Source organism: Micromonospora sp. C41, assembly GCF_018070485.1.
Classification (GTDB): Bacteria; Actinomycetota; Actinomycetes; order Mycobacteriales; family Micromonosporaceae; genus Micromonospora; species Micromonospora chalcea.
This window is the reverse complement of sequence record NZ_JAGPXP010000013.1, coordinates 45994-71857: the sequence shown is the minus strand read 5'-3', so window position 1 is coordinate 71857 and position 25864 is coordinate 45994. Positions and strand designations below refer to the sequence as shown.

At 74.8% G+C, this 25864-nt stretch carries 26 protein-coding genes; 9 read left to right on the top strand and 17 right to left on the bottom strand.

Annotated elements, in window-relative coordinates:
• Positions 1-49 precede the first annotated feature (49 nt).
• Entirely contained in the window at positions 50-2599 is a 2550-nt protein-coding gene (locus tag KBX43_RS16130; protein WP_064446117.1) for an ATP-dependent Clp protease ATP-binding subunit, read from the bottom strand.
• 112 nt (positions 2600-2711) lie between these two features.
• On the opposite strand from KBX43_RS16130, the gene KBX43_RS16125 reads away from it, so the two are divergent.
• The 5 genes from KBX43_RS16125 to KBX43_RS16105 all read left to right on the top strand — a co-directional run bounded on the left by KBX43_RS16125 (position 2712) and on the right by KBX43_RS16105 (position 7745).
• The gene (locus tag KBX43_RS16125) at positions 2712-3089 is read left to right on the top strand and encodes a hypothetical protein (RefSeq protein ID WP_043324447.1); all 378 of its coding nucleotides are present in this window, start codon (positions 2712-2714) and stop codon (positions 3087-3089) included.
• Between the two features lie 174 nt (positions 3090-3263).
• The gene (locus KBX43_RS16120; protein WP_030504016.1) at positions 3264-3524 is read left to right on the top strand and encodes a hypothetical protein; all 261 of its coding nucleotides are present in this window, start codon (positions 3264-3266) and stop codon (positions 3522-3524) included.
• A 9-nt stretch (positions 3525-3533) separates the two neighbouring features.
• Complete coding sequence (locus tag KBX43_RS16115) at positions 3534-4412, top strand: hypothetical protein (protein WP_210885177.1); 879 nt, start codon at positions 3534-3536, stop codon at positions 4410-4412.
• On the top strand, positions 4405-7077 hold the full coding sequence (locus KBX43_RS16110) for an FtsK/SpoIIIE domain-containing protein (RefSeq protein ID WP_140946524.1): 2673 nt from the start codon (positions 4405-4407) through the stop codon (positions 7075-7077). The genes KBX43_RS16115 and KBX43_RS16110 overlap by 8 nt, the downstream gene beginning before the upstream one ends.
• Positions 7074-7745: a hypothetical protein gene (locus KBX43_RS16105; protein WP_210885170.1), complete on the top strand. Its 672-nt coding sequence runs from the start codon at positions 7074-7076 to the stop codon at positions 7743-7745. The genes KBX43_RS16110 and KBX43_RS16105 overlap by 4 nt, the downstream gene beginning before the upstream one ends.
• 83 nt (positions 7746-7828) lie before the next feature.
• On the opposite strand, the gene KBX43_RS16100 is transcribed toward KBX43_RS16105, so the two are convergent.
• Both KBX43_RS16100 and KBX43_RS16095 read right to left on the bottom strand, forming a co-directional pair.
• Complete coding sequence (locus KBX43_RS16100; RefSeq protein WP_166456067.1) at positions 7829-9103, bottom strand: cupin domain-containing protein; 1275 nt, start codon at positions 9101-9103, stop codon at positions 7829-7831.
• A gap of 3 nt (positions 9104-9106) precedes the next feature.
• Positions 9107-9409, bottom strand: a complete 303-nt coding sequence (locus KBX43_RS16095) for a hypothetical protein (RefSeq protein WP_026268594.1) — start codon at positions 9407-9409, stop codon at positions 9107-9109.
• 187 nt (positions 9410-9596) lie between these two features.
• Here KBX43_RS16095 and KBX43_RS16090 point away from each other — a divergent pair, with 187 nt between their 5' ends.
• A complete protein-coding gene (locus KBX43_RS16090) occupies positions 9597-10340 on the top strand; it encodes a PIG-L deacetylase family protein (RefSeq protein WP_210885168.1) in 744 nt (247 codons plus the stop codon).
• 71 nt (positions 10341-10411) lie between these two features.
• On the opposite strand, the gene KBX43_RS16085 is transcribed toward KBX43_RS16090, so the two are convergent.
• The 9 genes from KBX43_RS16085 to KBX43_RS16045 all read right to left on the bottom strand — a co-directional run bounded on the left by KBX43_RS16085 (position 10412) and on the right by KBX43_RS16045 (position 16334).
• A complete protein-coding gene (locus tag KBX43_RS16085) occupies positions 10412-10840 on the bottom strand; it encodes a DUF2267 domain-containing protein (RefSeq protein WP_064446508.1) in 429 nt (142 codons plus the stop codon).
• 283 nt (positions 10841-11123) lie between these two features.
• Entirely contained in the window at positions 11124-11993 is an 870-nt protein-coding gene (locus tag KBX43_RS16080; protein WP_210885166.1) for a DUF72 domain-containing protein, read from the bottom strand.
• 47 nt (positions 11994-12040) lie between these two features.
• Positions 12041-12439, bottom strand: a complete 399-nt coding sequence (locus KBX43_RS16075; protein WP_043324464.1) for a TraR/DksA C4-type zinc finger protein — start codon at positions 12437-12439, stop codon at positions 12041-12043.
• 182 nt (positions 12440-12621) lie between these two features.
• The gene (locus tag KBX43_RS16070) at positions 12622-13251 is read right to left on the bottom strand and encodes a uridine kinase (RefSeq protein ID WP_210885164.1); all 630 of its coding nucleotides are present in this window, start codon (positions 13249-13251) and stop codon (positions 12622-12624) included.
• 95 nt (positions 13252-13346) lie between these two features.
• On the bottom strand, positions 13347-13952 hold the full coding sequence (locus tag KBX43_RS16065) for a winged helix-turn-helix domain-containing protein (RefSeq protein WP_030504027.1): 606 nt from the start codon (positions 13950-13952) through the stop codon (positions 13347-13349).
• A 291-nt stretch (positions 13953-14243) separates the two neighbouring features.
• Positions 14244-14813, bottom strand: a complete 570-nt coding sequence (locus KBX43_RS16060) for a winged helix-turn-helix domain-containing protein (protein ID WP_064446125.1) — start codon at positions 14811-14813, stop codon at positions 14244-14246.
• A 51-nt stretch (positions 14814-14864) separates the two neighbouring features.
• On the bottom strand, positions 14865-15359 hold the full coding sequence (locus tag KBX43_RS16055; RefSeq protein ID WP_210885162.1) for a rhodanese-like domain-containing protein: 495 nt from the start codon (positions 15357-15359) through the stop codon (positions 14865-14867).
• 38 nt (positions 15360-15397) lie between these two features.
• Positions 15398-15850: a cysteine dioxygenase family protein gene (locus KBX43_RS16050; protein ID WP_210885160.1), complete on the bottom strand. Its 453-nt coding sequence runs from the start codon at positions 15848-15850 to the stop codon at positions 15398-15400.
• Positions 15851-15956: 106 nt separating this feature from the next.
• The gene (locus KBX43_RS16045) at positions 15957-16334 is read right to left on the bottom strand and encodes a hypothetical protein (protein ID WP_064446127.1); all 378 of its coding nucleotides are present in this window, start codon (positions 16332-16334) and stop codon (positions 15957-15959) included.
• Positions 16335-16404: 70 nt separating this feature from the next.
• Between KBX43_RS16045 and KBX43_RS16040 the strand changes: the two genes are divergently transcribed.
• Positions 16405-16797, top strand: coding sequence for an ankyrin repeat domain-containing protein (locus KBX43_RS16040; protein WP_104112510.1), 393 nt, complete (start codon positions 16405-16407; stop codon positions 16795-16797).
• Positions 16798-16844: 47 nt separating this feature from the next.
• On the top strand, positions 16845-17801 hold the full coding sequence (locus KBX43_RS16035; protein ID WP_205796651.1) for a DUF3500 domain-containing protein: 957 nt from the start codon (positions 16845-16847) through the stop codon (positions 17799-17801).
• Here the strand turns inward: KBX43_RS16035 and KBX43_RS16030 are convergent.
• The 5 genes from KBX43_RS16030 to KBX43_RS31575 all read right to left on the bottom strand — a co-directional run bounded on the left by KBX43_RS16030 (position 17779) and on the right by KBX43_RS31575 (position 24628).
• The gene (locus KBX43_RS16030) at positions 17779-18531 is read right to left on the bottom strand and encodes a class I SAM-dependent methyltransferase (RefSeq protein WP_210885158.1); all 753 of its coding nucleotides are present in this window, start codon (positions 18529-18531) and stop codon (positions 17779-17781) included. The two genes, KBX43_RS16035 and KBX43_RS16030, sit on opposite strands and share 23 nt — an antisense overlap.
• Positions 18532-18583: 52 nt before the next feature.
• Entirely contained in the window at positions 18584-19087 is a 504-nt protein-coding gene (locus tag KBX43_RS16025; RefSeq protein WP_043324476.1) for a DUF2231 domain-containing protein, read from the bottom strand.
• Positions 19088-19163: 76 nt separating this feature from the next.
• Positions 19164-19880, bottom strand: a complete 717-nt coding sequence (locus KBX43_RS16020) for a GAF and ANTAR domain-containing protein (protein WP_205796412.1) — start codon at positions 19878-19880, stop codon at positions 19164-19166.
• A gap of 192 nt (positions 19881-20072) precedes the next feature.
• Positions 20073-22367, bottom strand: a complete 2295-nt coding sequence (secA2, locus tag KBX43_RS16015) for an accessory Sec system translocase SecA2 (protein WP_210885156.1) — start codon at positions 22365-22367, stop codon at positions 20073-20075.
• Between the two features lie 158 nt (positions 22368-22525).
• Complete coding sequence (locus tag KBX43_RS31575; protein ID WP_247677452.1) at positions 22526-24628, bottom strand: Gfo/Idh/MocA family oxidoreductase; 2103 nt, start codon at positions 24626-24628, stop codon at positions 22526-22528.
• A 202-nt stretch (positions 24629-24830) separates the two neighbouring features.
• On the opposite strand from KBX43_RS31575, the gene KBX43_RS16000 reads away from it, so the two are divergent.
• Positions 24831-25862: a glucosyl-3-phosphoglycerate synthase gene (locus KBX43_RS16000; RefSeq protein ID WP_187693681.1), complete on the top strand. Its 1032-nt coding sequence runs from the start codon at positions 24831-24833 to the stop codon at positions 25860-25862.
• Positions 25863-25864 lie beyond the last annotated feature (2 nt).

Below are 25864 nucleotides of genomic sequence, written 5' to 3'. Positions count from 1 at the left end.
ATCCGTCGGTGACGAGGCGGTCCGGCCCGTGGGAACGGACCGTCGCCAGTCATCGGGGATGAGACGTGGTGGCTGCCGCGTGCCCGCGTTCACCGGCGGTGACGTCGAATACCAGCTGGTCGTCGCGGGCGTCGACAATGACCTTCTGCCCCGGGGATATCTCGTTCTCCAGCAGCATCCGGGACAGCCGGTTGTCGACCTCGCGCTGGATCACCCGGCGCAGCGGGCGGGCGCCGAACTCCGGCTGGTAGCCGTGCTCGGCGAGCCAGTCCACGCCGGCGGTCCTGAAGTCGACCTGGATGTCCTGGGCGTGCATGCGGCGGCGGGTCTCCTCCAGCAGCAGCCCGGTGATCTGGCGCAGCTGCTCGGCCTCCAGCCGCTGGAAGATGATCACCTCGTCGATGCGGTTGAGGAACTCCGGGCGGAAGTTCTCCTGGAGCCGGCGCATCAGCCGTTCCCGCAGCTCGTCGCTCTCCTGCTGGCCGGGCGCGCCGCTGGCGAAGCCGACGGTGCGCTGGGCGCCGGTGATCAGCTCCGAGCCGAGGTTGCTCGTCATGATCAGCACGGTGTTCTTGAAGTTCACCGTCCGGCCCTGGCTGTCGGTGAGCCGGCCGTCGTCGAGCACCTGGAGCAGGATGTTGAACACGTCCGGGTGTGCCTTCTCGATCTCGTCCAGCAGCACCACCGCGTACGGGCGGCGGCGGACCGCCTCGGTGAGCTGGCCGGCCTCCTCGTAGCCGACGTACCCGGGCGGCGCGCCGACCAGCCGGCTGACCGTGTGCCGCTCCTGGAACTCGCTCATGTCCACCCGGACCATCCGGTCCGCCTCGCCGAACAGCGCCTCGGCCAGCGCGCGGGCCAGCTCGGTCTTGCCGACGCCGGTCGGGCCGAGGAACAGGAAGCTGCCCATCGGCCGGTTCGGGTCGGCCAGCCCGGTACGGGAGCGGCGCACCGCCTCGGAGACGGCGCTGACCGCGTCGTCCTGGCCGATGATCTTCTCGTGCAGGTGCCCCTCCAGGCGCAGCAGCCGGTCGCGTTCCTCCTCGGTGAGCTGGGTGACCGGGATGCCGGTGGCCCGGGAGACCACCTCGGCGATCTCCGTCGGCCCCACCTCGGGCACGTGGTTGGGTCCCTCGTCGCCGCGGGCGCGGCGCACCTGGTCCTCCAGCTCGGCGACCCGGTCGCGCAGCGCGGAGGCCCGCTCGTACTGCTCGTCGGAGACCGCCTGCTCCTTGTCCCGGCGCGTGTCCTCGAGCTGCTGCTCCAGCTCGCGCACGTCCTCGGCGGGAGTGCGCGTCCGCAGCCGCACCCGCGCGCCGGCCTGGTCGATCAGGTCGATCGCCTTGTCCGGCAGGAACCGGTCGGTGACGTACCGGTCGGACAGCTCACCGGCGGCGATCAGCGCCTCGTCGGTGAACCGGACCTGGTGGTGCGCCTCGTACCGGTCGCGCAGCCCGCGCAGGATCGCCACGGTGTCCTCCACGCTCGGCTCGGGCACCAGCACCGGCTGGAACCGGCGGGCCAGCGCGGCGTCCTTCTCGATGCTGCGCCGGTACTCGTCGAGCGTGGTCGCGCCGATGACCCGCAGCTCGCCGCGGGCCAGGGCCGGCTTGAGCATGTTCGACGCGTCCATCCCGCCCTCGCTGCCGGCGCCGCCCGCGCCGACCAGCGTGTGGATCTCGTCCAGGAAGATGATCAGCTCGTCGCGGTGGGCGCGGATCTCGTCGATCACCTTCTTCAGGCGTTCCTCGAAGTCGCCCCGGTAGCGGGTGCCGGCGACCAGGCCGGACAGGTCGAGCTGGATCACCCGCTTGCCGATAAGCGTCTGCGGCACGTCACCGTCGCAGATCCGTTCCGCCAGCCCTTCCACGATCGCGGTCTTGCCGACGCCGGCCTCGCCGATCAGCACCGGGTTGTTCTTGGTCCGCCGGGACAGGATCTCCACCGCCTGCTCGATCTCGTCGGCGCGGCCGATCACCGGGTCGATCTGGTCCATCCGGGCCAGCTCGGTGAGGTCCTGCCCGTACTGGTCGAGGGTGGGGGTGCCGCGGTCCGGGCGCGGCGTGCCGGCCGCGCCCCGCTCGGCGCTGGCCGCCTGCAACGACTCCGGCTGGATCCGGCCGGCGGCGAGCATCCGGCCGGCCGGCGACTCGGGGTTCAGCGGCAGCGCCATCAGGATGTGCTCGGGACCGATGTAGTTGGCGCCCATCGCGCGGGAGAGCTGGTGCGCGTCCAGCAGCGCCCGCTTCGCGGCCGGGGTCAGCGACAGGTTCGGCGGCACCTCGCCCCGGGGCGCGCCCTCACCCCGCCCGCCGAGCGCGTTGACGAGCGTGTCCGGGTCGGCGCCGGCCCGGCGTACCAGGTCGCGCAGCGGCTCGCGCTGCAACGCCGCCCAGAGCAGATGGTCGGTGTCCAGGTCGTTGCTGTGCTTCTGAGCGGCCCGGCGGGCCGCGTCGGCCAGCATCTCCCGGGCGTCGGCGGTCATCAGTCGGGTGATGTCGACCCGGTGCGCCGGTCGGCGTCCCCCCTCGCCCCGGCCGAAGTATCGGGCCAGGAACTCGTCCCAGGGGTCGTTGCCGAAGTCACCCGGTCCCATCATCATCGTCCTCCGCAGTCGGTCGGCACGACCGGTACCCGGCACGCGCGGCACGGTCGGCGGTGGCTACCCGGCGGTCGGCGCGACAAACGCGACCGGATGGCAGGCTGAGGGCATGGAGAGCAGACCGCTGCTGGTCGTGGACGGCGCGAACGTGGTGGGCTCGCGCCCGGACGGCTGGTGGCGGGACCGGGCCGGCGCGGCCGCCCGCCTGCGCGACGCGCTGGCGTCCGTCGGGGAGGCGGGCCTGCCGCCGGAGCTACCCCCGCCGGTGCAGGTGGTGCTGGTGGTGGAGGGCGCGGCCCGGCACGTCACCTCGGCGCCCGGCGTCGAGGTGGTGTCCGCGCCCGGCTCCGGCGACGACACGGTGGTGGAGCTGGTGGCCGCCGCGCCGCAGCGGCGGCGGGTGGTGGTCACCGCCGACCGGGAGCTGCGCGAGCGGGTGACCGCGCTCGGCGCGGAGGTACGCGGCCCGCGCTGGCTCGGCCGCTAGATCATCCGGTTCCGTCAACGGGACCGGCGGGCTCGCCGACGGGACCGGCGGCGAGGTCTTCGCGCACGTCAGGGCCACAACCGGACACGCGGGCGACAACCGCCTGAGGGTGGATGCTCGCCCACTCGTTCCGATGGGTTGTAATGGAGATCTCTTTTGCCCCCAGGAGGTTCCGTGGCGAGCGTCGCCGAGCTGAAGGCCGCCATCGATGTCGCGCTCCAGCAGATCGGTGACGGCCAGACAGCGGTGCAGGCAGCGGGCGAGAAGCTGGCCGAGGCACAGCAGACCCTGGCCGGCGCGCTGGAGGGCAGCGGCCACGAGACGGTCGAGGCGGCCCAGGCCTCGCTGACACAGGCCAGCCAGGAGCTGGAGGAGTGTCTCGCCGCGACACTCGTCGCGGTCGAGCAGGCGCAACTCTACGTCGCGACGCTCTGAGGCCGGGCCGTGTCCATCGTCGAGGACATCGGCGCCCAGGTCCGCGCCGCCGCCGAGGACCTGCCCCTCGCCCAGCTCGCCGCCGCGCTGGAGAAGCTCGGCCAGGCGCAGGAGCGGCTGCGCTGGGTACGCCAGGAGTCGGCCGACCCGATGGGGGTGCCGGAGCTGTCCTCGGCCACCGAGCACGCCGAAACCGCCGGCTACGCGCTGCGTGTGGCGCAGGAACAGCTCACCGCGTACCTGGCCGCGATCGGGCTGGCCCCCGACGGCGCGCCGCCGGCCCCGCCGGGCGAGCGGCCGCCCAGGCACGACACGCCGCGCGGCGAAGCGCCGCCCGCGCCGGGCGCCGCGCCCGAGCCGGGCGAGCAACCCGCGGTACGGCGCTGGTGGGCGGTACGGGTGGCGGAGCTGACCGGCGGCCGGGAGGGTACGCCGGACGAGCCGGACGAGCGCGTCGGGGACTCCCGGGAGCTGCTGCGCCGGGTGGTCGCCGGGGTCCGCTCCGGTGACCGGGACCGCCTGCACCGCGACCTGCGCGGCGCGCACGCCGACGTGGGGCTGGGGCTGGCCGCGATCGCCCCGCCGCTGCTGCGCGAGCTGGCCGGTGAGCTGCTCGGCCACCCGCCCCGCGCGGACGACCTGCCCCGGCTGCGCGGCGCGCTGGAGTCCCGGGTCCGTGACCTGCTGCCCGGCCTGCCGCGGCCGGTGCTGGACACGCTGCTGACCCGGGTGTGCCGGATGCCCCCGCCGCGCCGCGACGACGACGCGGAGCAGCCGCACGCGGCCGACCCGGCGGTCACCGCCGGCGTGCTCACCGGCGTGCTGCTCGACCGGCTCGGCCGGGACCTGCCGAAGGACACCGACGAACGGGAGACGTCCCGTGGCTGACGTCCGCACGCAACTGGTGACGCGGGTCCGGGGGATGCTCTCCGAGGCCCTGGGCGCCACCCGTACCCGGCTCGCCGCCGCCGAGGCGGAACTGACCGCGAGCCGGGAGCGGCTGGCGCGTACCCGCAAAGCCGCCGCCGCAGTGCCCGCCCGGGTGGGCGCGGCCCGCGACCGGCGCCTGGCCGAGATCGACGCCCGGCACACCGCCCGCCTCGCGGAGCTGGCCCGCCGGGCCGCCGCCGCGGCGCAGCGGGAGGCGCCGGGCGCGGCGTCCGCGCCCTGGGACCGCTGGCAGGCCACCCCCGCCGGCCGGTCCGAGCCGCCCGGTGCGTTGCGGGTCGGCACGGTACGCCTCGACGGCGCCGAACCGGTGCCCGCGCTCGTGCCGCTGCTCGACGCCGGGCACGCGCACCTGGCCGGCGGCGACCGGGACGGCCTGGCGGCGGTGGTGCCGGCGCTGCTGCTGCGCTCGGTCGGCCGCGCCGACCCGGGCGCGGTGCGGCTGTACGGCTACGACCCGGAGCACCTGGGCGGCGGGCTGGCCGGGTTCGCCCCGCTCGGCACCGCCGGGCTGCTCACGTTCGTCGGACCGGGTGGCCTGGGCCGGCTGCTGGACGACCTGGTGGAGCAGATCCGCCGGATCAACGCCACGGTGCTGGCCGGTGAGTACGCCTCGCTGCGCGACCTGGCCGCCGCCACCGGACGCCGCCCGGAGCCGTGGCGGGTGGCGGTGCTGCTCGGCGGTGACGAGCTGTCCCGGCACGAGCGCGGCCAGCTCGACCGGGTGGTACGCACCGGCGCCGCGTGCGGCGTGCACCTGGTGGTCCGCGGCATCGAGCTGCCCGACGACCCGACCGTCACCCGGATCGTGGTCGAGCCGGACGACGCCCGGGTGGCCGGGCTGCCGGTGCGGCTCGACGCGCCGCCGCCACCCGCGCTGGTCACCGAGACCTGCCGCACGGTTGCCTCCCGGGTCGCCGCCGGCCCTCCCCCGACGCCGTTCACCGACCTGCTCCCGCCGCCGGACGAGTACTGGCGGGAGGACTCGTCGCACGGGCTCAGCGCGCCGGTCGGCGAGGGCCCGCACGGGCGGCAGGTGCTGCTCACGCTCGGCGACTACCCGCCGCACGCGCTGATCGGCGGCCCGTCCGGCACCGGCAAGACCAATCTGATCTTCGCCTGGATCGGCGCGCTCGCCGCCCGCTACTCCCCCGCCGAGCTGGAGTTCTATCTGCTGGACTTCAAGGAGGGCGTGTCCTTCGCCCGGTTCGCGCAGGGCCGGCGCGACCCCAGCTGGCTGCCGCACATGCGGCTGGTCGGCATCAACGTCAACACCGACCGGGAGTTCGGCCTGGCGCTGCTGCGCTTCCTCGCCGAGGAGCTGCGCCGCCGCGCCGACGCGGCGAAGAAGCACGAGGTCACCAAGCTCGCCGAGCTGCGCGCGGTGGACCCGGACGGGCACTGGCCGCGCATCGTGGCCGTGGTGGACGAGTTCCAGGCGCTGCTCGCCGGCCGGGACGTGGTCGCCCGGGAGGCCGCCGACCTGCTGGAGGACCTGGCCCGGCGGGGCCGGTCGCAGGGCATCCACCTGGTGCTCGCCTCGCAGGACGTACGCGGCATCGAGGCGCTGTGGGGGCGGCCCGCGCTGGTCGCCCAGTTCACGCTGCGGATCGCGCTGCCGAAGGCGCTGCGCATCCTGGCCGAGCGCAACGACGCGGCGCAGTCGCTGCCCCGCCACCACGCGGTCATCAACGCCGAGTCGGGCCTGGCCGAGGGGAACGAGGTGGCCCGCATCCCGTCGGCCAGCGACTGGGAGACGTGGAGCGAGCTTCAGCACCGGCTGTGGCGGATGCGCCCGCAGGACGCCGCGCCGGCCCGGCTGTTCGACGGCGACGCGATCCCGAAGCTGGCCGACGCGCCGGACTTCCGCGCGCTGACCGCGCCGGAGCAGGGCGTCCCGCGCAACCCGGTGGCGCTGCTCGGCGAGATCATCGACGTGCAGGCCCGCTCGGCGGCGCTGCGGCTGCCCCGCGCCCCGGGCCGCAACCTGGCGGTGCTGGGCACCCGGGTGGACGAGGCGTGCGCGGTGCTCGACGCCGCCGCCCGCTCGCTGGCCCGGCAGTACCCGCCCGGCGCGGCCCGCTTCTCCATCGCCTGCCTGGACCCGGACGCCGACCCGGCCGCCCGCGCGCTCTACGAGGACCTGGCCGGGGACGCCTCCTGGTACGACGAGGAGACGGTGCCGGAGCTGATGGCCGAGGCAGGTGACGGGCTGGGCGCGCCGGGAGCGTCGCGTACCCCGCACTTCCTGCTGCTGTACGCGGTGGACGCGGCCGCGGCGGCGCTCGCCGGCAAGGCCGGTACGCGCACCGGGCTGGAGCAGCTGCGCCGGATCCTGCACGACGGGCCGGAACGGCGTACGCACGTGCTGGCCTGGTGGCGGGGCGTGGCCCGGATGCGGGCCGACCTGGGCGGCGCGGGCGCGCGCACGGATCAGATCGGCGCCTGGGTGGCGCTCGACGTGCAGGGCGGTGAGCTGGGCTCCTCGCTGTATCCGGGCAGCGGAGGGCCGGACTGGTATCCCCGGCCGTGGCGCGGTCTCTACTTCGACCGGGCGGTGCACCGCACCGGACAGGTGATCATCCCTTATGGTCCGTCCCGATGAACGAACCGGTTACCAGTGAGACGTACAGCGCGCAGATCCGCCGGCTCGCCGAGCTGACCGCCCGGGTGGCCGCCCAGCGGGCCGAGGCGCACACCTGGTACGACCAGCAGGTGGCCGCCGCGGACCGGGCGGTCGCCGAGGCCGCCGAGCAGATGCGGCAGGCCGAGACGGAGGTGGCCGAGGCGTCCCGGATGGTGGAGCGGGTCGACGGCGAGGTCACTCACCTGTGGACGCAGTTGCGGGCCCGGCTCGGTGTGGGCGCCCGGCGGCTGGGTGACCCGCCCGGCCCGGTACGCGGGGCCGCCGGTGACCCGGTGCCGCTGCTGCGCGCGGTCCGGGACCTGCTGGAGCGCACCGGCGCCCCGGGTGAGCTGCCCGGCTCGGTGAATCCGCTGCTGATCGCCTGCGGCATCGGCGGGGCGCTGGTGGCGTACGCGCTGGGGGTGGCGGCGCGAGTGCTGGCGGCCGGCGCCAGCGGTGACCTGGCGGTGGGTCTGCCGGTGCTGGCGCTGGTGGTGACGCTGCTCGGCCCGGTGATCGGGCTGGCGCCCGCACGGCTGCTGGCCGACCGCCGCCACGCCGTGCTGACCCCACGCCCGATGATCCTGGTGGCCGTCTCCGGCCTGGCGACGACCCTGCTCCTGCTGACGGTGACCTACACCCGCTGACCGCCGCCCCTCACCCGCCGCCGATCATGAGGTTGGCGGCGCGACACGCCGTCGCGCCGCCGGTCAACCTCATGATCATCGGGTCAGGCGGGAACCAGGACTGCCTCCTTTAGCAGCCGGCGGGCCAGCACCAGGCGGTCGGCGTCGTCGTCGAGGCCGGGCAGGTCGCCGACCCTCGTCACCTCGCCGGTGAGCAGCGCGCGCAGCGCCGCCTCGCAGGTGCCGGGCAGGGTGAGCGTGCGGTCGGGCACGCGCAGCGTGACCCGTCCGTCGGCGGCCGGGGTGAGCTGCCAGCGTAGGCCGCCGCGCACCGCGACCTCGCTGTCCGCGTTCAGCCGGGCCAGCGCCTCGGCTTGGGCCAGCGGCCGGATCGGCGCCGGGCGGGCGGCCGGCCAGACCCGGGCACGCAGCCGGCCGGCGACCGCCGCCGGGTCGGCCCGCAGCAGCCAGTCGCGCAGCGCCTCGACGGTCTCGGTCAGCTCCGGCTCGATCGCGTCCGGGTCGGCCAGGTCCAGCCCGAACGGCAGGCTCGCGCGCAGCCGCGCGTCCTCTGCGGCCAGCGCGAGCAGTTCCTCGACCACCGCGTACCGGGTCAGCGCCCGGATGCCCACGGTCAGGTGCAGCGAGCTGGACTCCTGCGCCTGGGCGCTGTGCAGCCAGCCGCGCGGCAGGTAGAGCGCGTCGCCCGGAGAGAGCACCACGTCCAGCTCGGGGCGTCCTTCGGCGGTCGCGGAGACCTCGTCGGCCCGGCCGCCCCAGGGCTGGCGCTCCAGCGGGTCGGCCAGCACCGGCGGGTGGATGCGCCAGTGCTTGCGTCCGTCGACCTGGAGCACGAACACGTCGTGGGTGTCGTAGTGGGTGGCGAAGCCCTGGCTGCCGGCCGGGGTCAGGTAGGCGTTCACCTGTAACGGCTGGGCCAGCGCGATGCCCAGGTCGCGGGCGAAGTCGACGATCGCCGGCCAGGTGCGGTGCAGGCCCTGCAACACCAGCGTCGCGCCGTCGGCGTAGAGCGCCAGCACCTTCTCGTCGAGGACCTGGTCGCCGATCTCGGCGCCCGCGCCACCGCCGCCGGTGTACCGCGCCGCCGGCACGAGCCGGCCGTCCTTGGCGACCCGCAGGAACGGGGTACGCAGGCCGCGGCGGCTGAGCAGTTCGTCGGCGTCGGCGGGGCTGAGCAGGTCGGTGAAGCCGTCCGGGCTGGGCAGCTCCGCGGCGCGGGACAGCAGCGGGCTTCGCCCCCAGTGGTCGGCGGCGAACTTGGCCGGCTCCACCGCGACGCACCGGGCAAGCGCCTCGGCGGCGGAAAGCGGAACCGCCGGGCGGCCGTGGCCACCCGGCGGGTCGACGTGCGTGCTCATGTGTCAGGCGCTGCCGTCGGCGCCGCCGTCGTGCTGACCCGGAGTCGCGCCACCGTCGGCCGGGCCCTCCGCGCTGCCGTCCGCGCCACCGTCGTGCTGACCCGGAGTCGCGCCACCGTCGGCGGGACCCTCGGCGCCGCCGTCCGCGCCACCGTCGTGCTGACCCGGAGTCGCGCCGCCGTCGGCCGGGCCCTCCGCGCCGCCGTCCGCGCCACCGTCGTGCTGCCCCGGGGTGGCACCGCCGTCAGCGGGGCCCTCCAGGCCGCTGCCGCCGCTGCTCTGGATGTCGTCGTCGTTCAATGCCATGGGTGCTCCCTCGGTGTGCCGCCCCGCGTGGTGCCGGGGTCCGTGTGCAGCGGGTGGTACCCCACGCCCGATCTTCTCTAACCACACCGTAGACGCCCGGACACCGTCGTACGGACGGTTCGCGGGGCAAGCGTCCGGGACCGGCGGATGCCAGGATGACGGGAGGACGACGTGCGAGGAGGTCCACGTGACGCAGCCGGAGCCGCTCACCCCACTTGCCGAGGACTGGCAGCGGGCGCTCGCAGTGGTGGCGCACCCCGACGACCTGGAGTTCGGCGCCGCCGCCGCGGTGGCGCGCTGGACCGCCCAGGGCAAGGAGGTCGTCTACTGCCTGCTGACCAGCGGCGAGGCGGGCATCGACGGGATGACGCCGGAGCGCGCCCGGGTGGTACGCGAGGAGGAGCAGCGCGCCTCCGCCGCCGTGGTCGGGGTGTCAGTGGTCGAGTTCCTCGGCCTGCCCGACGGGCTGCTGGAGTACGGCGTGCCGCTGCGCCGGGCCATCGCCGCCGTGGTGCGCCGGCACCGGCCGGACGTGGTGCTGACGAACAACTTCCGGGAGACCTGGGACGGGGCGTACGCGCTGAACCAGGCCGACCACATCGCCTGCGGCCGGGCCACGCTGGACGCGGTCCGCGACGCCGGCAACCGGTGGATCTTCCCGGAGCAGCTCACCGACGGCATCCAGCCGTGGTCGCGGGTCCGCGAGGTGTGGGCGGCCGGGTCGCCGGCCGCCCGGCACGGGGTGGACGTGACCGACACGTTCGACAAGGGCGTGGCGTCGCTGCGGGCGCACGGGGCGTACCTGACCGGACTCGGCGACGGCGGTTTCGACGCCGAGGAGTTCCTGGAGGGCATGGCCCGGCCGGCCGGACGCCGGCTCGGCGCGCGGTTCGGCGCCACGTTCGAGGTGTTCCAGATCAACCTTCAGTAGGGCGCGGCGACGGTCGGGACGCCGTCGGCCCGCCCCACCGAGGGGGCGGGACGGGCCGGGCCGGCGCCGGGTCAGGGAATGAGCTGACGCAGATCCTTCGGCATGGTGGACTTCACGTCCTGCCACTCGCCCTGGGTGACGTGCCGGCGCAACGTGTCCAGCACGACCTGCACCACCCGCTGCGCGCCGCCCTCGACGTCGTACGGGAAACCCTGGCGCACCTCGTACAGGAAGTCGTCGCGGTTCAGCTTGATCGGCACGTTCTCCGGCTGCCAGCCGTCGAAGTAGACGCCCCGCACCAGCACCGGCAACTGCTGGGCGAACTCGACGCTCTCCTGCACCGGCATCCGGTCCCGCAGCAGATGCAGCACCGTACGCAACGCGGCGTAGGACTGGTTGCGCTGCTCCTTGGGCCAGCCGTACGCGGACTCGATCTCCTTGAGGATCACGTTCGTCTTGTCCAGCGAGGACTCGAACGCGGACAACATCTGTTCGGCCATCGGGATCACCCCCGTGCGTCGGTCTCCCAGCGTCGGTCTTCGGCGCGGCGCGGCGGTCCGCTGGGCCCCCGCCACAGCCGGGTCGGACGGAACCGGCCGGCCCGTTCGGCCCGCCGAGGCGCCTCGGAGCTGCCGACCACGTGCAGTACGCCACCGCGGCGCCGATCCGCCACCACCCGTACCGTCATGACCCACCTCCTCGTCGCGGCGCCCGAGCCGGCGCCCACGGTCCATGCTGCGGCGGGGGCGGGTGAGCGGGCCTCACCCGTACCGGGTGAGCCGATCAGGCGTCCAGCAGGCCGGCGAGTGTGGTGGCGTTGCGCTGCGCGTAGTCGCGGTAGCAGTTGTTCATCAGGACGTGTGTCTGTTCGGCCTCGCCGGCCAGCTCGCGCAGTTTCGGCGCCCAGTCGCGCAGCTCCCGCTTCGAGTAGTCGTAGCCGAACTTCTCGTGGATGTCCTTGCTGGTCCACTTGTCGCTGTGCCCGTGGAAGCGGACCATCGCGAGGTCCGCGGTGGCGGCCAGCACCGGCGGGACGGACGACTTGTGTCCCTGCGGCATGTCCACGCAGACGAACGGCAGCGCGTGCTCACGCAGGAACCCGAGCGTCTCCTCGGCGTTGTCGCCGTCGAACCAGGAGGCGTGCCGGAACTCGAAGACCGGGCGCAACGGCGCGCACCGGCGGGCCACCTCCAGCAGGTACTGCTTGTTGTCCCGCTTGATGGTGAACCAGGGCGGGAACTGGAACAGCAGCGCGCCCAGCTTGCCCGCCTCGACGAGCGGGTCCAGGGCGGACAGGAACCGCGTCCACACCTCCTCGTACGCCTGCGCGGGCAGGTCGTCCGGGTAGACGTTGCGCTTGTCCGTGTCCGGGCGCAGGTCCTTGTAGAGCGCGGAGACGCGGGTGGGGTGGCCGGTCAGCAGGCTGAACGCCTTGACGTTGAACGTGAACCCGGCCGGGGTGCGTTCGGCCCACAGCCGGGCGGTGCGCTCGGCCGGCGGCGAGTAGTAGGTGGCGTCCACCTCGACCAGCGGGAACTGCCGGGCGTAGTAGGAAAGCCGGCGCTCCGGCGTGTCGGCGCTGTCCGGATACCAGCCGGAGTCGAGCAGGGTCCGGTCGGTCCACGAGGCGGTGCCCACCTTGATCTCACCCATGGTGGGAGTTCATCGCGTCGGCGGACCGACCGGCAACCGCATCGGCGTCAGGCCGCCCGCCGCTCCCGGGTCTGCTTGCAGGCCACGCAGGAGGTGGCGGACGGGAAGATCTCCAGCCGCTCCACCGGGATCGGGGCGGTGCAGCCCTCGCAGAAGCCGTAGGTGCCCTCGTCCAGGCGGGTCAGCGCGTGCTCGAACTGCGCCCGCCGGTCCAGGATGGTGCGCAGCAGCGACTGCGCGGTGTCCCGCTCGGCGGTCTTGGTGCCGCTGTCGGCCTGGTCGTCGCCGGCGGTGTCGCCGACCTCGACCAGCCGCAGCACGTGGCTCTGCGCCAGCGTCTGCTCGTACTCGGCGGTCAGCTCGTCGTACCGCGACCGCAGGGACTGCCGGATCTGGTCGACCTCCGCCTGGGAGCGGCCGGTGGCTGTCGTGTCGTGGACGAGCATCGCTGCCTGCCTTCCTACGTCCTCATACCGGACCGGGGCGGCCAGCGCCCCGGACCCCGGTCCGACTGTGGATGCGCGGGCGACGAGATCACCCGTGCTCTGTGAGCCGGGCGATTACCCCCGCCCACGGCGGGCCAAACCGGCTGTTTCCTGAGTGTTTCCGGTGAGTCCGTAGCCGCTGGTCAGGCCGCCTCGACCAGCGCGGGGCGGCGCGGGTCGTCGGCCCGGACCACCACGTCGGCGAAGGACGCGGGGTCGACCTCGTCGGCGTAGCGGGCGAAGGCGGGCAGCGTCCAGCGCAGCGCCGGGTCGGTACGCCGGTCCAGCGCCGCCGGGGACAGCACGAGGTGGACCGTGACGTCGAACGGCAACGCGCCGCCGAGCAGCAGCGCGCCGCTGACCACTACCACCCCGCCGGGCGGCAGATCCACGTACGCGGCCCGGCTGGCCCGATCGGCGGCGGCGTCCCAGAGCGACGGCAGCAGCCGGCCCGAGCCGTCCGGGCCGGCCGGGTCGAGCACCTCGCGGCGCAGTCCGGGTTCGTCGAGCCAGCCCTCGTAGTACGCGTCGGGGTTGGTGCGGCCGTGCTCCAGGCGGACCGAGGCGGGGCGGAGGAAGTCGTCGGCGCGTACGTGCAGCACCGGCCGGCCGGCGGCGCGCAGCGGGTCGACGAGGGCTTCGGCGAGCGTGTCCGGTGCGGCGGCGGGCGGGCCGTCCACGGCGACCCGCAGCCGGCCGGGCGTCCCGGTGCGGGCGAGACGCCCGGCCAGCTCGGTGACGAGCCGGTCGGGGCTGATCGGGCGCACACGCATCGGACCATCGTGCCGCGCGGGCGGGCGGGTCACCACCTGATACCTCCGGGCGGTCGGGGCTCCGTCCGGCGGCGATCGGCGCGTGGGTGTCCCGGTCAGCCGGTGCGGTCGATGGTGACGCGGGCGTCGTCGGCGAGCCGGTAGCCGACGCCGTAGACGGTGGTGACCAGCGGGACGTCCACGCCGACCTTGCCGCGCAGCCGGCGGACGTGCACGTCGACGGTGCGGACGCCGGCGTGCTCGTACCCCCAGACCGCGTTGAGCAGTTGCAGGCGGGTGAACACCCGGCGGGGGTGGGCGACCAGGTGCAGCAGCAGGTCGAACTCCAGCCGGGTCAGCGGCAGCGGCTCGCCGTCGCGCAGCACCGACCGGGACGAGGCCAGGATGTGCAGGGTCGGGATGGTCGGGGCGAGCGGCCGGGACGGCGCGCGGCCGGCCGGGACGGCGTCGGGCCGGCGCTCGGCCGGAACCGCGGCGCTGACCACCGCGTCGCCGCGTTCGAGCATCTCGCGGGCGGCGTCGAGCAGCCGGCGCGCGGCCGGGGTGAGCGACTCCTCACAGGCCAGTGGGATGTTCAGGGTGACGGTGAGCATGGGCGCGGCGGTGTTGGCGGGACGACGCTGGCCGCCGGGGGGACGACCGGGGACCGCGGGTTGGGACGTATGCCATCCGGCGCGCGACGAGGCGGGGCTGACCGACATGGTCCTCCTTGGGCTGGTCCGGGTATCTCCCCACGGCCCGGGACGCCGCCTCATCGATGCTTCCCGGCGTCTCTGCGAGGGTCAAGAGGCGGCTGCGTTGCATGAATGTGACATTTGACGAACACATCGGAGCCGTGCGCTCGCTCTGCGTGCGAGGCCCGTTGATTACAGCAGAGCGCCGTTTCGGGCTGGTACGGGGGGTCTCCCCGGCGGTTCACAATGGCGGATGCGTCCTGAACGTGAACGCGGCGCACCCGGTTCTCCGGGTGCGCCGCGTGCGGGAAGGGCGGGTCAGGCGTCGCGGTCCACGGTGATCGCGGCGTCGTCGGCGAGGCGGTAGCCGACGCCGTAGACGGTGGTGACCAGCGGCGTGTCCGGCCCGAACTTGGCCCGCAGTCGGCGGACGTGGACGTCGACGGTGCGGGCCACCGCGTGCTCGTAGCCCCAGACGTTGGCGAGCAGTTGCAGCCGGGTGAACACCCGGCGCGGGTGCTCGGCGAGGAAGAGCAGCAGGTCGTACTCGATGCGGGTGAGCGTGATCTCGGTGTCGCCGAGCCGGACCCGGCGGGTGCCGGTGAGGATGCGCACGCCGCCGCCGGCCGGTGGCGGTGGCGCGGCGGCGGCGCGGCGCAGGTCGAGCACGGTACGGGCGACCCGGTGCTCGTCCGGGCTCACCAGCGCCTCTCCGGAGGCGGCGAGCTCGTCCAGCAGCTCGGCCAGGCGGGCCAGGCCCGGCGTCAGTGGGCCGGCGCCCAGGTCGAGGGTGATGGTCACGGTCGGCGCGGTACGCGGCCGGGGCGGCACTGCCCGGTCGGGGCGGCCCGATCGGGCCGGACGGGTGGTGAGGGCGACGACGGACATGGGAGCCTCCTGTGCGGGCGGTCGCCCCGCCCCGCCGGTGTGGCGGGACGGTCAGCGGAGCGCCCCACCGGCGGTGACCGGGGGCGCGGCGGACGAGGGTCGGGTCGGCGGGGTGGGACCGAGCGTGGGCAGGCCGGCGATGTGCCAGGCGGCGAAGCCGCCGACGACGTCGGTGGCCTTGTGCAGGCCGATGTCCTGGAGCGCGGCGGCGGCCAGCGACGAGGTGTAGCCCTCCTGACAGAGCACGATCACCGGCACGTCGTAGTCGACCGCCTGCGGCAGCCGGGCCGCGCAGCGCGGGTCGAAGCGCCACTCCAGCACGTTGCGCTCGACGACGAGCGCGCCCGGCACGGTGCCCTGTGCGGCGCGCTGGGCGGCCGGGCGGATGTCCACCAGCAGCGCCCCGGCCCGGCACGCCAGGTGCGCCTGCTCCGGGTCGAGGCGGCACAGGCGGGCCCGGGCGGCGGCGAGGATCTCGTCGATGCCCCGCGAGCCCGGCGGCGGAGCCGGACAGCGCTCGGTTGCGGTGGTGGGGATCTGCGCCATCGTGGCGTCCTTCCGTTCGTCGGGGTTGCGGGGGTGGGTCACCAGGCCACGCCGGCCTCGGCCACCTCGGCGACCCGGAGCCGGCCGGCGACGAGGCGGTAGCGGGTCATCCGGGTCAGCGCCGGCCGGTAGACGTGCACGCTCACGGCGGGCTGGCCGCCGTGGTTGGTGACCTGGTGCACGTGCCGTACGCCGAAGCGCCGCCCGGCGCCGGCGGCGAGCCGGTGCGGGCGCAGCCGCGCGCCGCTGACCGTCTCCTCGGTGAGCACGCCGGCCACGACCAGGAACGCGCCGGCGCTGCCGCCGTGGTCGTGCAGGCCGGTGCCCTGTCCGGGCAGCCAGCTCAGCGCCCACACCTCGTGCTCGTCGCCGGCGTCCAGGCGGGCGTACCACCGCTCGGACGCGTCGAAGCACAGCGGCACCGGCCAGCCGTCCGGGTCGGCCCAGCGGGCGGCGACGGCGAGCAGATCGGCGGGAGCGGTGCTGGTCATCGGCGGGACGTCCTCACGGTGCGGAGCGGATGTACCCGCACAGCTTAGACGGCAAAGCCTATCGGTTAAGTAGGTAATACCAGATGCTGGGACGCCGGCTCGCGGCTCAGCGCAGGACCGGCGGATCCACCTTGTAACCGGGCACCGACGGCCAGCGGACGGTGAGCACCGTGGACTCCCGCTCGGCGTACCAGGAGTGGTCCACGCCCCGGCCCCACACCACGTAGTCACCGGGCGCGCGCAACACCACCGTGCGGTCCGGCAGCTCGATCCGGAACGCGCCGCTGATCAGCACCAGCAGTGCGGTGCGCCGCTCACCCGTGGCCCACCGGGACCGGCTCTCCCCCGCCGGGTGCACGCCCCACTTCACCTCGACGTCGGTGCTGTGCCGCACGTCCCCGGCCGGCTTGAAGTGGCCCAGCAGCCAGCCCGCGTCGGTCGCGCCGTCCACCGCCGCGTTGCCCACGTACACCCGATCGTCCATGCGCGCGCCTCCCGTGCCCGGCTGCGCAAGCTACCAGGCGCGTCCGGCCGGGACGCCATAGCCTGGGCGGATGCCCGACGAACTCGACGACGAGACCATCGCCTTCGCCCACCGGATGTTCGACCTGGCCCGGGCCGGCGCCACCGGGGAACTGGCCGCCAACGTGGACGCCGGGCTACCGGTCAACCTCACCAACGCCAAGGGCGACACGCTGCTGATCCTCGCCGCGTACCACGCCCACCCGGACACGGTGGCGGCGCTGCTGGCCCGGGGCGCCGACCCGGCACGGGTGAACGACAGGGGGCAGACCGCGCTCGCCGCGGCGGTGTTCCGGCGTCAGGAGGCGGCGGTCCGCGCGCTGCTGGACGCCGGCGCCGACCCGGACCACGGCGGCCCGTCGGCGGTCGAGACCGCCCGGTTCTTCGAGCTGCCGGACATGCTGGCGCTGCTGCGCCGCGAGTGAGCCCCAGGCGGTATACAGAGACGGTGGAGGATCCCGTACCCGAGCAGATGCGCGCGGCCGCGGCGGCGTTCCTGGCCGCGCTGGACGAGCCGGCCCGCGACGCCGCCCGGCACGCCTTCGACGACGAACCGGCCCGGCGCTGGCTGGAGTACCGGCCACGGCCCCGGCCCGGCGTCGCGCTCGCCGGCCTGGACGTCGACGCCCGCAAGGCCGCCCACCGGCTGCTCGCCACCGCGCTCAGCCCGGCCGCGTACGCGCAGGCCATGACCGTGATGGCGCTGGAGGAGGTGCTGGACCGGGCCGAGGACTGGCGGCGCGGACGGCACAGCGGCGACTACTGGGTGGCCGTCTTCGGCGACCCGGACCGCGACGACGACTGGGCCTGGCGGTTCGAGGGACACCACCTGTCGGTGAGCATGACCGTCGCCGACGACCGGGTCTCTCCCGCGCCGGTCTTCCTCGGCGCGAACCCGGCCACCGTCCGGCACGCCGGCCGCCCGGTGACCCGGCCGCTCGGCCCGGAGGAGGACCTGGCCCGCGAGCTGCTCGACGCGCTCGGTCCGGGCGGCCGGTCCGCCGCGATCATCGCCGACGAGGCGCCCGCCGACATCATCAGCGCCACCCGGGCCACCGCCCCCGGCCGGCTCGACCCGCCCGGCGTACCCCGGGGGCGGCTGCGGCCGACCGGCCGGGCGCTGCTGGACCGGCTGGTCGCGCTCTACCTGGACCGGCTCCCGCCGGAACTGGCGGCCCGGGAGGCCGACCGGCTCGACGGCGGCGAGCTGCACTTCGCCTGGGCCGGGCCGGTCGAGCCGGGCCGGCGGCACTACTACCGGGTGCAGGGCGAGGACCTGCTGATCGAGTACGACAACACCACCGACGACGGCAACCACGCGCACACGGTGCTGCGCCGCCCGGCCGGTGACTTCGGCGCCGACGTGCTGGCCGCGCACCACGCCGCCGCCCACCGGCCCGGCCCGCTCAGTCCCGGCGCGCCTCGATGAGGAAGCGGCGGGCGTACGCGACGAACGGTCCGTCGGCGCGGATCCGCTCGTCCAGGCGGCGCAGCTCGTCGGTGTAGCGGCCGACGGTGAAGCCGGGCACCGTCCAGACCACCTTGCGCAGGAACCAGACCACCGCGCCGATGTCGTGGAAGACGGTACGCAGCGTGGCCTCGCGCAGGTCGACGACGTTCAGCCCGGCGGCCCGCGCGTCGGCGACCGCCACCTCCGGGTGGCGGTGCTCCGGCGGCGGCAGCGGCCCGAGGATCGCCTCGCTGAGCTCCCGCATCGTGCCGGGGCCGATCTGCTGGGACAGGTAGGCGCCGCCGGGCCGCAGCACCCGGGCCACCTCGTCCCACCAGGTGTGCACCGGGTGACGGCTCACCACCAGGTCGAACGTGGCGTCCCGGAACGGCAGCGGCGGGCGGTCGCCCACCCGCACCACTGTCGCGCCGAGCGGGCGAAGGTTGCGCCGGGCCACCGGCACGTTCGGCGGCCACGCCTCGGTGGCGACCAGCAGCGGCGGCGGCGCGGGAACCTCGGCCAGCACCTCTCCCCCGCCGGTGTCGATGTCCAGCGCCGCCTTCACGGCGGCCATCCGCTCGCCGACCAGTCGCGCGTACCCCCAGGGCGGGCGCTCCTCGGTGGCGCGGCCGCGCAGCCAGTCGAAGCCCCAGCCCTCGACCGGCGCCGCCTCGGCTTCGGCTACCAGTTCCTCGAACGTCCCGACCATGCCCACGAGCCTGCCGCTCCGCGCCGACCGCGGCAACGGAATTCGGCCGGCGTCAGTACGGGCGCGGGCGGGCGATCTCGACTGTGGAACCGGCGGGCACGTCGGCGAACGGCTCGAACCCGGCCGGCTCGGTGACCCGGTCGAACTGCTGCATCAGCCGCGCGCCCAGGGCCACCCCGACCGCGCCGACGGCGAGCGCCACGAGTTCCGCGGCGAGCAGGACACCGGTCGCGCCCCGCTGCGGCGCGCTCGCCCGGATCAGGCAGGAGAGCAGGAACAGCGCCGCCATCACGGCGTTGACGAGGTTGAACATCAGCACCGTCCGGCTGGTCCGGCCGGCCCGCACGTCCCACAGGTCGACCATTCCGGCGACGGTGGTGAGCCCGGCCGCGACGAGCGCGGCCACCGCGGTCCAGTAGCCCACCTCACCGAGGAACGCCGGACCGCCCGCCACGTCGGCCAGGTCGAAGACCGCGGCACAGACGAACAGGCCGAACGGGAACGTCACCAGCATCGGTTGGATGGGGTGCCCCTGCACCCGTAGACGGCTCTGCATCGCTTCCTCCCCAGGTCCGCGCAGCTCACCAGTCCAGAGTGCTACCCGAGGCGCCGCGGGGTGAAACGACTGTCGCTCAGTTGTCCCGGGGCCGGGAGACGGTCAGCACGAGCCGCTCGGCGACCTCGCGCAGCGGGATGTCCAGCGAGGACGCCGCGCTGCGCAGCACCCGCAGGGCCTCCGGGGCGGGACAGCCGCGCTGCGTCATGATCACGCCGACGGCCTGCCCGACCACCCCCTCGGCCAGCAGCGTGTCGTCGAGCTGACCGGCGCGGGTGGCCGCCCGCTCGCGGTCGCGCGCGGCGGCCAGCAGCAGCCCGGCGTGCTCGGCCAGGAGCATCGCGGTGAGCTGGTGCCGGGGCGTCAGCGCGTCGGGCGAGTCGGCGTAGAGGTTGATCGCGCCGATGACCTGTTCGTCGATGTCGACCGGCGCGGAGATCACCCCGTGCACCCCCAGGGCGCGGGCCCGCTCGTTCCAGACCGGCCAGCGCGGGTCGCCGGACAGCCCGCCCGCGGTGATCATCTCCCGGCGGCGGATCGCTGTCATCGCGGGCGTGTCCGGGCCGTGCCGCAGGTCGTCCAGCTCGGCCCGCTCCGGATCGGAGGCGGCCACGCCGGCCGGCTCACCGGCGCGCAGCGCGGTGAAGCCGCAGCTGTCCACGGCCGGTACGGCGTCGCGGGCGATGCGGACCAGGCGGTCCAGCGCCTCGTCGAACCCGGCCGCGCCGATCAGTCCGGCGGTCAGCTCGCGCAGCAGCGCGGCGGTCTCCAGCACACCAAGGTTGTCGATCATGGGTTGGCGCGTGTCGAGGTTCACCGGGCCGTGGCCTCCACCGTCCACCCGATGTCCCCGCTCGGCGCCGTTGCCTGTCCCATGTCCGTCCCTCCTGTGGCCGGGCCTCGGCCTACTACCCTCCCAGACCGCGGGCGAAACCGCGCAAAAAGACCCCTCCCGGTCGCGCCGGGAAGGGCCTTTCCGCGCGGGTCAGCGCGACCCGGAGATGAGCCGCCGGCCCACCGAGGCGATCAGCCGGTCCAGCTCCGAGCCGAACGGGTTGTCGTGCACGAGGTACGTCCAGGTGGCGCTCGGCCGCACCAGCTTCGACGAGTCCGGCTCCCAGCCCTCGTCGAACTCGGTCTCCTCGAACGTGGCCACGGTCCGCGTCTCGATCTCGGGCACCAGCGCGTTGAACGCCGGCACCGCGCTGCGGTGGAACTCGTCGAGCGGGTCGAGCCGGCCCAGCGCCCGCAGGTGCACGCCCTCGCGGACCTCGGACAGCTCGGCCAGGTGGTCGGCCCAGAGCCGGTCCAGGTGGTAGAGGGCGATCTTGCGGGCCACGTCGGCGAGCAGGTCCTCGTCCATCTCGCTGGCCTTCTCCGGCACCCGCTCCAGCAGCATCAGCGCGGCGATGTCGCTGGTCAGCAGCCGCTCCCGGCGCTCGGCGAGCGCCTTGCGCTGCTGCTCGATCACCTGGCTGTAGCGCCACGTGTTGCGGTGGATCTCGTGGTTGACGCCCTCGGCGACGCGCTGGGCGTGCTCCACCGCGTAGTCGACCTGCGGGTCGGTGACCAGGCCGTCGGCGTTCATCCGGGGCGAGGCCGGCACGGTGTCGCCGGCGTGCCGGACCACCAGGTCGTCCTCCAGGCTGACGAAGAACACCGACCCGCCCGGGTCGCCCTGCCGCCCGGCCCGGCCGCGGAGCTGGTCGTCGACCCGGCGGCTGTCGTGCCGGCCGCTGCCGATCACGTAGAGACCGCCCAGCTCGGCCACCCGGTCCCGGTCGGCCTGGTCGCTGCCGCCCAGCCGGATGTCGACGCCCCGGCCGGCCATCTGCGTGGAGACCGTCACCGCGCCGTACGCGCCGGCCTCCGCGATGATCCCGGCCTCCTCGTCGTCGTTCTTGGCGTTGAGCACCACGCACGACACGCCGGCGGCGTTCAGCGCGGCGGCCAGCCCCTCGGACTCCTTGACGTCGAGCGTGCCGACCAGCACCGGCCGCCCCGCCTCGTGGCAGCGCGTGATCTCGTCGACCAGCGCCTCCTCCTTCTCGGCGCGGGTGGCGTAGATGCGGTCCGGCTCGTCCTCGCGGACGCAGGGGGTGTTCGGCGGGATCACCGCGACCTCGAGGCCGAAGAACTCGCGGAGCTGGTCGCCGACGAGCACCGCGGTCGCGGTCATCCCGCAGACCGTCGGGTAGAGCGCGATGTACGCCTGCACGGTGATCGTGCCCAGCACCTCGCCCTCGGCGGTGGCGTCCAGGCCCTCCTTCGCCTCGACCGCGGCCTGCAGCCCGTCGGGCCAGCGGCGGCGCTGGGCGACCCGGCCGCGCATCTCGTCGATCAGCTCGACCGAGTCGTCCCGGACGATGTAGTCCACGTCGCGGTGCAGCAGGGCGTGCGCGTGCAGCGCCACGTTCACCGCGGAGAGCTGCCCGACGTGCTCCTCGTCGTACAGGTCGATGCCGCCGAGCTTGGCCTCGACGGTGGCCAGGCCGACCGAGGTGAAGGCGACGCTGCGGCCGTCCTCGGCGACCGTGTAGTGCTTGCCCTTGCGCAGCCCGCGTACGAGCGCGGCGGCGGCGTGCACCGGGTCCTGCTCGCCGCCGACCGCCCCGGCCAGCACCATCGGCACCCGGGCCTCGTCGATCAGGATCGAGTCGGCCTCGTCCACGATCGCGGTCTTCAGCGGCGGCTGCACCCGGTCGGCCAGGTCGGTGACGAGCTGGTCGCGCAGGAAGTCGAAGCCGGCCTCGCTGACCGAGACGTAGGTGACGTCGCAGGCGTACGCGGCGCGCCGCTCGTCGGGCGTGGACGCCTCGTTGACCCAGCCGACGCTGAGCCCGAGCAGGTCGTAGACCGGCGTCATCCACTCGGCGTCGCGGCGGGCCAGGTAGTCGTTGACGGTGAGCACGTGCACCGGGCCGTTGCCCAGCCGCACGTGGCCGTACGCGGCGACGGTCGCGGTGAGCGTCTTGCCCTCACCGGTGGCCATCTCGGCGACCTTGCCGGACAGCAGCGCCATCGCGCCGAGCAGCTGCACGTCGTAGGGGCGCTGGTCGAGCCCGCGCCGGGCCGCCTCGCGCCCGATCGCGCAGATCTCCTCGTACCCCGACGCCTGGCCGGCGGCCTCGGTCAGCTCGGCGTCGGAGAGCTTCTCCAGGTCAGCCTCGCGCGCCTCGATCGCCGGCAGCAGCTTCTCCAGCGGAGCCAGGTCGACAGTCGTCCCCGGGCGCTGGAGGAACCGGCGGAACCTGGTCTTCAACCGTTGCGACACACCCATGAGCGGCAACGGTACGCGAACCGGAGCCGATTGTGACCCCCGCCCGCCGCGCGCCGGGTTCCGCCCGCCCCGTCCGCTTCCGTCGATCATGAGGTTGGCGGCGTCCGGCGCCCGTTTTGTCGCCGCCAACCTCATGATCGACGCCCTGGAAAAGGGGGTCAGGGGGTCAGGATTGCCTGGAGTTCTGTGCGGCGGCGTTGGGCCAGGTCGGTCAGCAGGGCGGGGGCCTCGTCCAGGGGGACAACTGCCGAGATCAGGTGCTTGCGGATCATGTCGCCGTACTGGCGCAGCAGCTCCACCGTCTCCGCGGACAGCCGCTCGCGGTCCCAGGTGGGGGCCAGGCCGCGCGGCACCCGGCCGATCTGCGCGCACCGCAGCGACAGCCCGTTGTGATGGAACTCCTCGCCGAGGCGGACCGCGTCCGCACCGGCCTGGTAGAACGCCAGGTCGACCACGGTGCCCTGCGGTCGCAGCAGGCGCAGCGCGAGTTGCAGCGCCCAGTCCTGGCCGCGGCACTGGAAGACCACGTCCGCGCCCCGGTCCCCGGCCGCGTGGTTCCACCGGGTCTTGAGCACCACCGCCGGGTCGTCCGCGTCCGGGTCGAGCGTGTCCAGGCCGAGCGCCTCGGCCACCTGCCGCCGGGCCGGCGTCGGGTCGACCACGACCACCGAGGCGGCGCCGTGGCGGCGGGCGAACAGCGCGGTCAGCAGCGCCACCACGCCGCCGCCGACCACCGCCACCCGGCGACCGCGTACGCCGTCGCCGAGCTTGCGCACGTCGGCGCCGCACAGGTCGGCGGCGGCGTGCAGCAGCCCGTTGGCGCAGATCGGGCCCATGTGCGCGACATACACGCCGAGCAGCGGGTCCAGGTCGTCGGGCAGCGGCACGAACCGCTCGGTGAGCGGGTCGGCGACCCAGCCGCTGCGGTGCCCGTACGTCATGGCCCCGACCTCGCCCACCGCGACGGCCGGGGTACGGCTGGCCACCACGCGCCCGACCTGCATGTAGCCGAGCCGGGTCACCGGGTACGGCGTGCTCGCCCCGCCGGGCCGGAACAGTCCGAGCGCGGCGTCCCAGGTGACGTGCAGGTACGGGTTGGTGCCCTTGACGAAGCTCAGCTCGGTGCCGGCGGACACGCCGCTGTAGAGCGTCTCCACCCGGAACGTGCCCTCGCGCAGCTCCGGCGCGTCCAGTTCGGCCAGCTCGACCCGGCCCGGGCCGCCGACCACCACCACGCGGTCACGCATCGACGCCCACCCCCGCGTCCACGACCGGCGCGGTGAGCCGCGACGCCGGGCCGGTGGGCAGCGCCACCGGCCGGCCGGTACGCGCGACTCGGCCACCGCCAGCGCCAGCCGGTGGGTGCGCAGCGCCTCGGCGTACGGCACCCGGACGTCGTCGCCGAGACCACGAACGGCGTCGACGAAGGCCCGGTCGACGGCGATCCGCGCGCCGTCCGGGTCGGCGGGCAGGTGCCGCTCGCCGTCGCCGTCCCGGACGGTCAGGCCGTCCTCGGCCAGCCACAGCGCCAGCCCGTCGGCGAGGATCTCCACGCCGGCCCGGTGCTTCCAGCCCAGCACGCACGACGCGGCGAGCGTGCCGACCGCGCCGGAGCCGAAGCGCAGCGTGGCCGCGGTCACCGAGTCGATGTCGGCGCCGTCGACCGGCGGCGGGCTGCCGTCGCCGTACGCGCTCACCTCGACCGCCTCGCCGGCCAGCAGCCGGACCAGGTCCAGCACGTGCGCGGCCTGCTCGACCACCGGGCCGCCGGAGCGGTCCCGCCGCGCCCACCAGGCCACCGGCGGCACCTTGTCCAGCCAGGCGCCGTTGACCATCCGCACCGGGCGGCCGGCGAGCAGCCGCCGCGCCTCCGCCACCACGTGCAGGTAGCGCCAGTGGTGCCCGACGCCGGTGAGCAGCCCGCGCTGCTCCACCAGCGCCGCGACCCGCTCGGCGGTCTCCAGGTCCAGCGCCACCGGCTTCTCCACGAACATCGGCACCCCGGCGACGACCACCGCCTCCTCGACCGGCCCGTGGGCGAACGGCGGCACGCAGACGTACACCGCGTCCGGTCCGGCCGCGAGCAGCTCGTCCACGTCGCGGAACACCCGGCCGCCGTACGTGCCGGCGAGCGCCCGCGCCGCGTCCGGCGCGACGTCGGTCACGCCGAGCAGCTCCACGTCCTCGAAGCCGGTGAGCACCCGGGCGTGGCGTTGCGCCACCCCGCCGGCTCCGACCAGTCCCACCCGGCAGGTACGCATCCGACCAACCCTCTCGCCACGACTGGAAGACTGCGGTCACCACTCCCCGCGGCGGCCGCGCCCGAAACGTCGCCGAGGGGCGCAACGCAACGTTCATCTGCCCGGAACCGCCCGGTACGCACCTGGTGATCAGGTTGTCAGGCAAGATCCGGTTAGCGCGGATGCGGGATTGGGAAAACCATGGTTCGCGATTCCACCACTAATGGGGGTGCCCGTGCGGGAATCAGATTCGACCGTCTCACCTGTGGTGGAGGCGTGGGCCACGTACCGCACCAGCACCGCCGCCGACTGGCCGGCGCAGCGACTGGTCCGGGCAAAGGGAAACAGCCGGGTCAGCGTGGTGCTGCCGGCGCGCAACGAGGAGGCGACAGTCGGCGCGATCGTGGCGACGGTCCGGGAGCACCTGATGGACCGGGTGCAGCTGGTCGACGAGCTGATCGTGGTCGACTCCCGGTCCACCGACCGGACCGCGCAGGTGGCGCGCGCGGCCGGCGCCGAGGTGGTCAGCCAGGACGCGATGACGCGCGGGCTGCCCCGGCTGACCGGCAAGGGCGACGCGCTCTGGGCCGGGCTGGCGGCGGCCGAGGGGGACGTGGTCGCGTTCGTCGACGCCGACCTGCGCGAGTTCCGGCCGCACTTCGTGACCGGGCTGCTCGGGCCGTTGCTCACCGATCCGGGCGTGGACTTCGTCAAGGGCTTCTACCACCGGCCGCTGGTCGGCGCGACGAGCGTGGAGCCCGACGGCGGCGGCCGGGTGACGGAGCTGATGGCCCGGCCGCTGCTCAACCTGTTCTGGCCGGAGCTGGCCGGCTTCGTGCAGCCGCTCGCGGGCGAGTACGCCGGTCGCCGCCGGGTGCTGGAGCGGGTGCCGTTCGTCACCGGGTACGGGGTGGAGACAGCCATGCTCATCGACCTGCTGGAGCTGGTCGGGCTGGACGCGCTGGCCCAGGTCGACCTGGGCGAGCGCAAGCACCGGCACCAGGACACCGCGGCGCTGGGCCGGATGTCCGCGCAGATCATGCTGACCGCCTGGTCGCGGCTGCAACGGCGCGGCTGGGCGGCGCCCGGGGTGATGCCGGGCGCGCTGCTGACCCAGTTCCGCCGCGGCGGCTCGGAGGCGCTGCCCAACCTGGACCGCGAGGTCGTGGTCAACGACGTGTCGGTGCAGGAGCGCCCGCCGCTGGCGCAACTGCGGCACCGCATCCCGCGCCGCCGCCGGGTCGCGGCCGCGTGAGC

What these genes read in the sequence shown, in the direction of transcription:
- KBX43_RS16020 (WP_205796412.1), bottom strand. Translation starts at nt 19,880, where the DNA reads ATGATCGACAACCTTGGTGTGCTGGAGACCGCCGCGCTGCTGCGCGAG.
- KBX43_RS16035 (WP_205796651.1), top strand. Translation starts at nt 16,845, where the DNA reads ATGCGCGCGGCCGCGGCGGCGTTCCTGGCCGCGCTGGACGAGCCGGCC.
- KBX43_RS16065 (WP_030504027.1), bottom strand. Translation starts at nt 13,952, where the DNA reads ATGTCGGTCAGCCCCGCCTCGTCGCGCGCCGGATGGCATACGTCCCAA.
- KBX43_RS16000 (WP_187693681.1), top strand. Translation starts at nt 24,831, where the DNA reads ATGGGGGTGCCCGTGCGGGAATCAGATTCGACCGTCTCACCTGTGGTG.
- KBX43_RS16055 (WP_210885162.1), bottom strand. Translation starts at nt 15,359, where the DNA reads ATGGCGCAGATCCCCACCACCGCAACCGAGCGCTGTCCGGCTCCGCCG.
- KBX43_RS16060 (WP_064446125.1), bottom strand. Translation starts at nt 14,813, where the DNA reads ATGTCCGTCGTCGCCCTCACCACCCGTCCGGCCCGATCGGGCCGCCCC.
- KBX43_RS16045 (WP_064446127.1), bottom strand. Translation starts at nt 16,334, where the DNA reads ATGGACGATCGGGTGTACGTGGGCAACGCGGCGGTGGACGGCGCGACC.
- KBX43_RS16070 (WP_210885164.1), bottom strand. Translation starts at nt 13,251, where the DNA reads ATGCGTGTGCGCCCGATCAGCCCCGACCGGCTCGTCACCGAGCTGGCC.
- KBX43_RS16025 (WP_043324476.1), bottom strand. Translation starts at nt 19,087, where the DNA reads ATGCAGAGCCGTCTACGGGTGCAGGGGCACCCCATCCAACCGATGCTG.
- KBX43_RS16040 (WP_104112510.1), top strand. Translation starts at nt 16,405, where the DNA reads ATGCCCGACGAACTCGACGACGAGACCATCGCCTTCGCCCACCGGATG.
- KBX43_RS16050 (WP_210885160.1), bottom strand. Translation starts at nt 15,850, where the DNA reads ATGACCAGCACCGCTCCCGCCGATCTGCTCGCCGTCGCCGCCCGCTGG.
- KBX43_RS16080 (WP_210885166.1), bottom strand. Translation starts at nt 11,993, where the DNA reads ATGGGTGAGATCAAGGTGGGCACCGCCTCGTGGACCGACCGGACCCTG.
- KBX43_RS16100 (WP_166456067.1), bottom strand. Translation starts at nt 9,103, where the DNA reads ATGAGCACGCACGTCGACCCGCCGGGTGGCCACGGCCGCCCGGCGGTT.
- KBX43_RS16085 (WP_064446508.1), bottom strand. Translation starts at nt 10,840, where the DNA reads ATGGCCGAACAGATGTTGTCCGCGTTCGAGTCCTCGCTGGACAAGACG.
- KBX43_RS16030 (WP_210885158.1), bottom strand. Translation starts at nt 18,531, where the DNA reads ATGGTCGGGACGTTCGAGGAACTGGTAGCCGAAGCCGAGGCGGCGCCG.
- KBX43_RS16095 (WP_026268594.1), bottom strand. Translation starts at nt 9,409, where the DNA reads ATGGCATTGAACGACGACGACATCCAGAGCAGCGGCGGCAGCGGCCTG.
- KBX43_RS16130 (WP_064446117.1), bottom strand. Translation starts at nt 2,599, where the DNA reads ATGATGGGACCGGGTGACTTCGGCAACGACCCCTGGGACGAGTTCCTG.
- KBX43_RS16075 (WP_043324464.1), bottom strand. Translation starts at nt 12,439, where the DNA reads ATGCTCGTCCACGACACGACAGCCACCGGCCGCTCCCAGGCGGAGGTC.
- secA2 (WP_210885156.1), bottom strand. Translation starts at nt 22,367, where the DNA reads ATGGGTGTGTCGCAACGGTTGAAGACCAGGTTCCGCCGGTTCCTCCAG.
- KBX43_RS31575 (WP_247677452.1), bottom strand. Translation starts at nt 24,628, where the DNA reads ATGCGTACCTGCCGGGTGGGACTGGTCGGAGCCGGCGGGGTGGCGCAA.
- KBX43_RS16125 (WP_043324447.1), top strand. Translation starts at nt 2,712, where the DNA reads ATGGAGAGCAGACCGCTGCTGGTCGTGGACGGCGCGAACGTGGTGGGC.
- KBX43_RS16105 (WP_210885170.1), top strand. Translation starts at nt 7,074, where the DNA reads ATGAACGAACCGGTTACCAGTGAGACGTACAGCGCGCAGATCCGCCGG.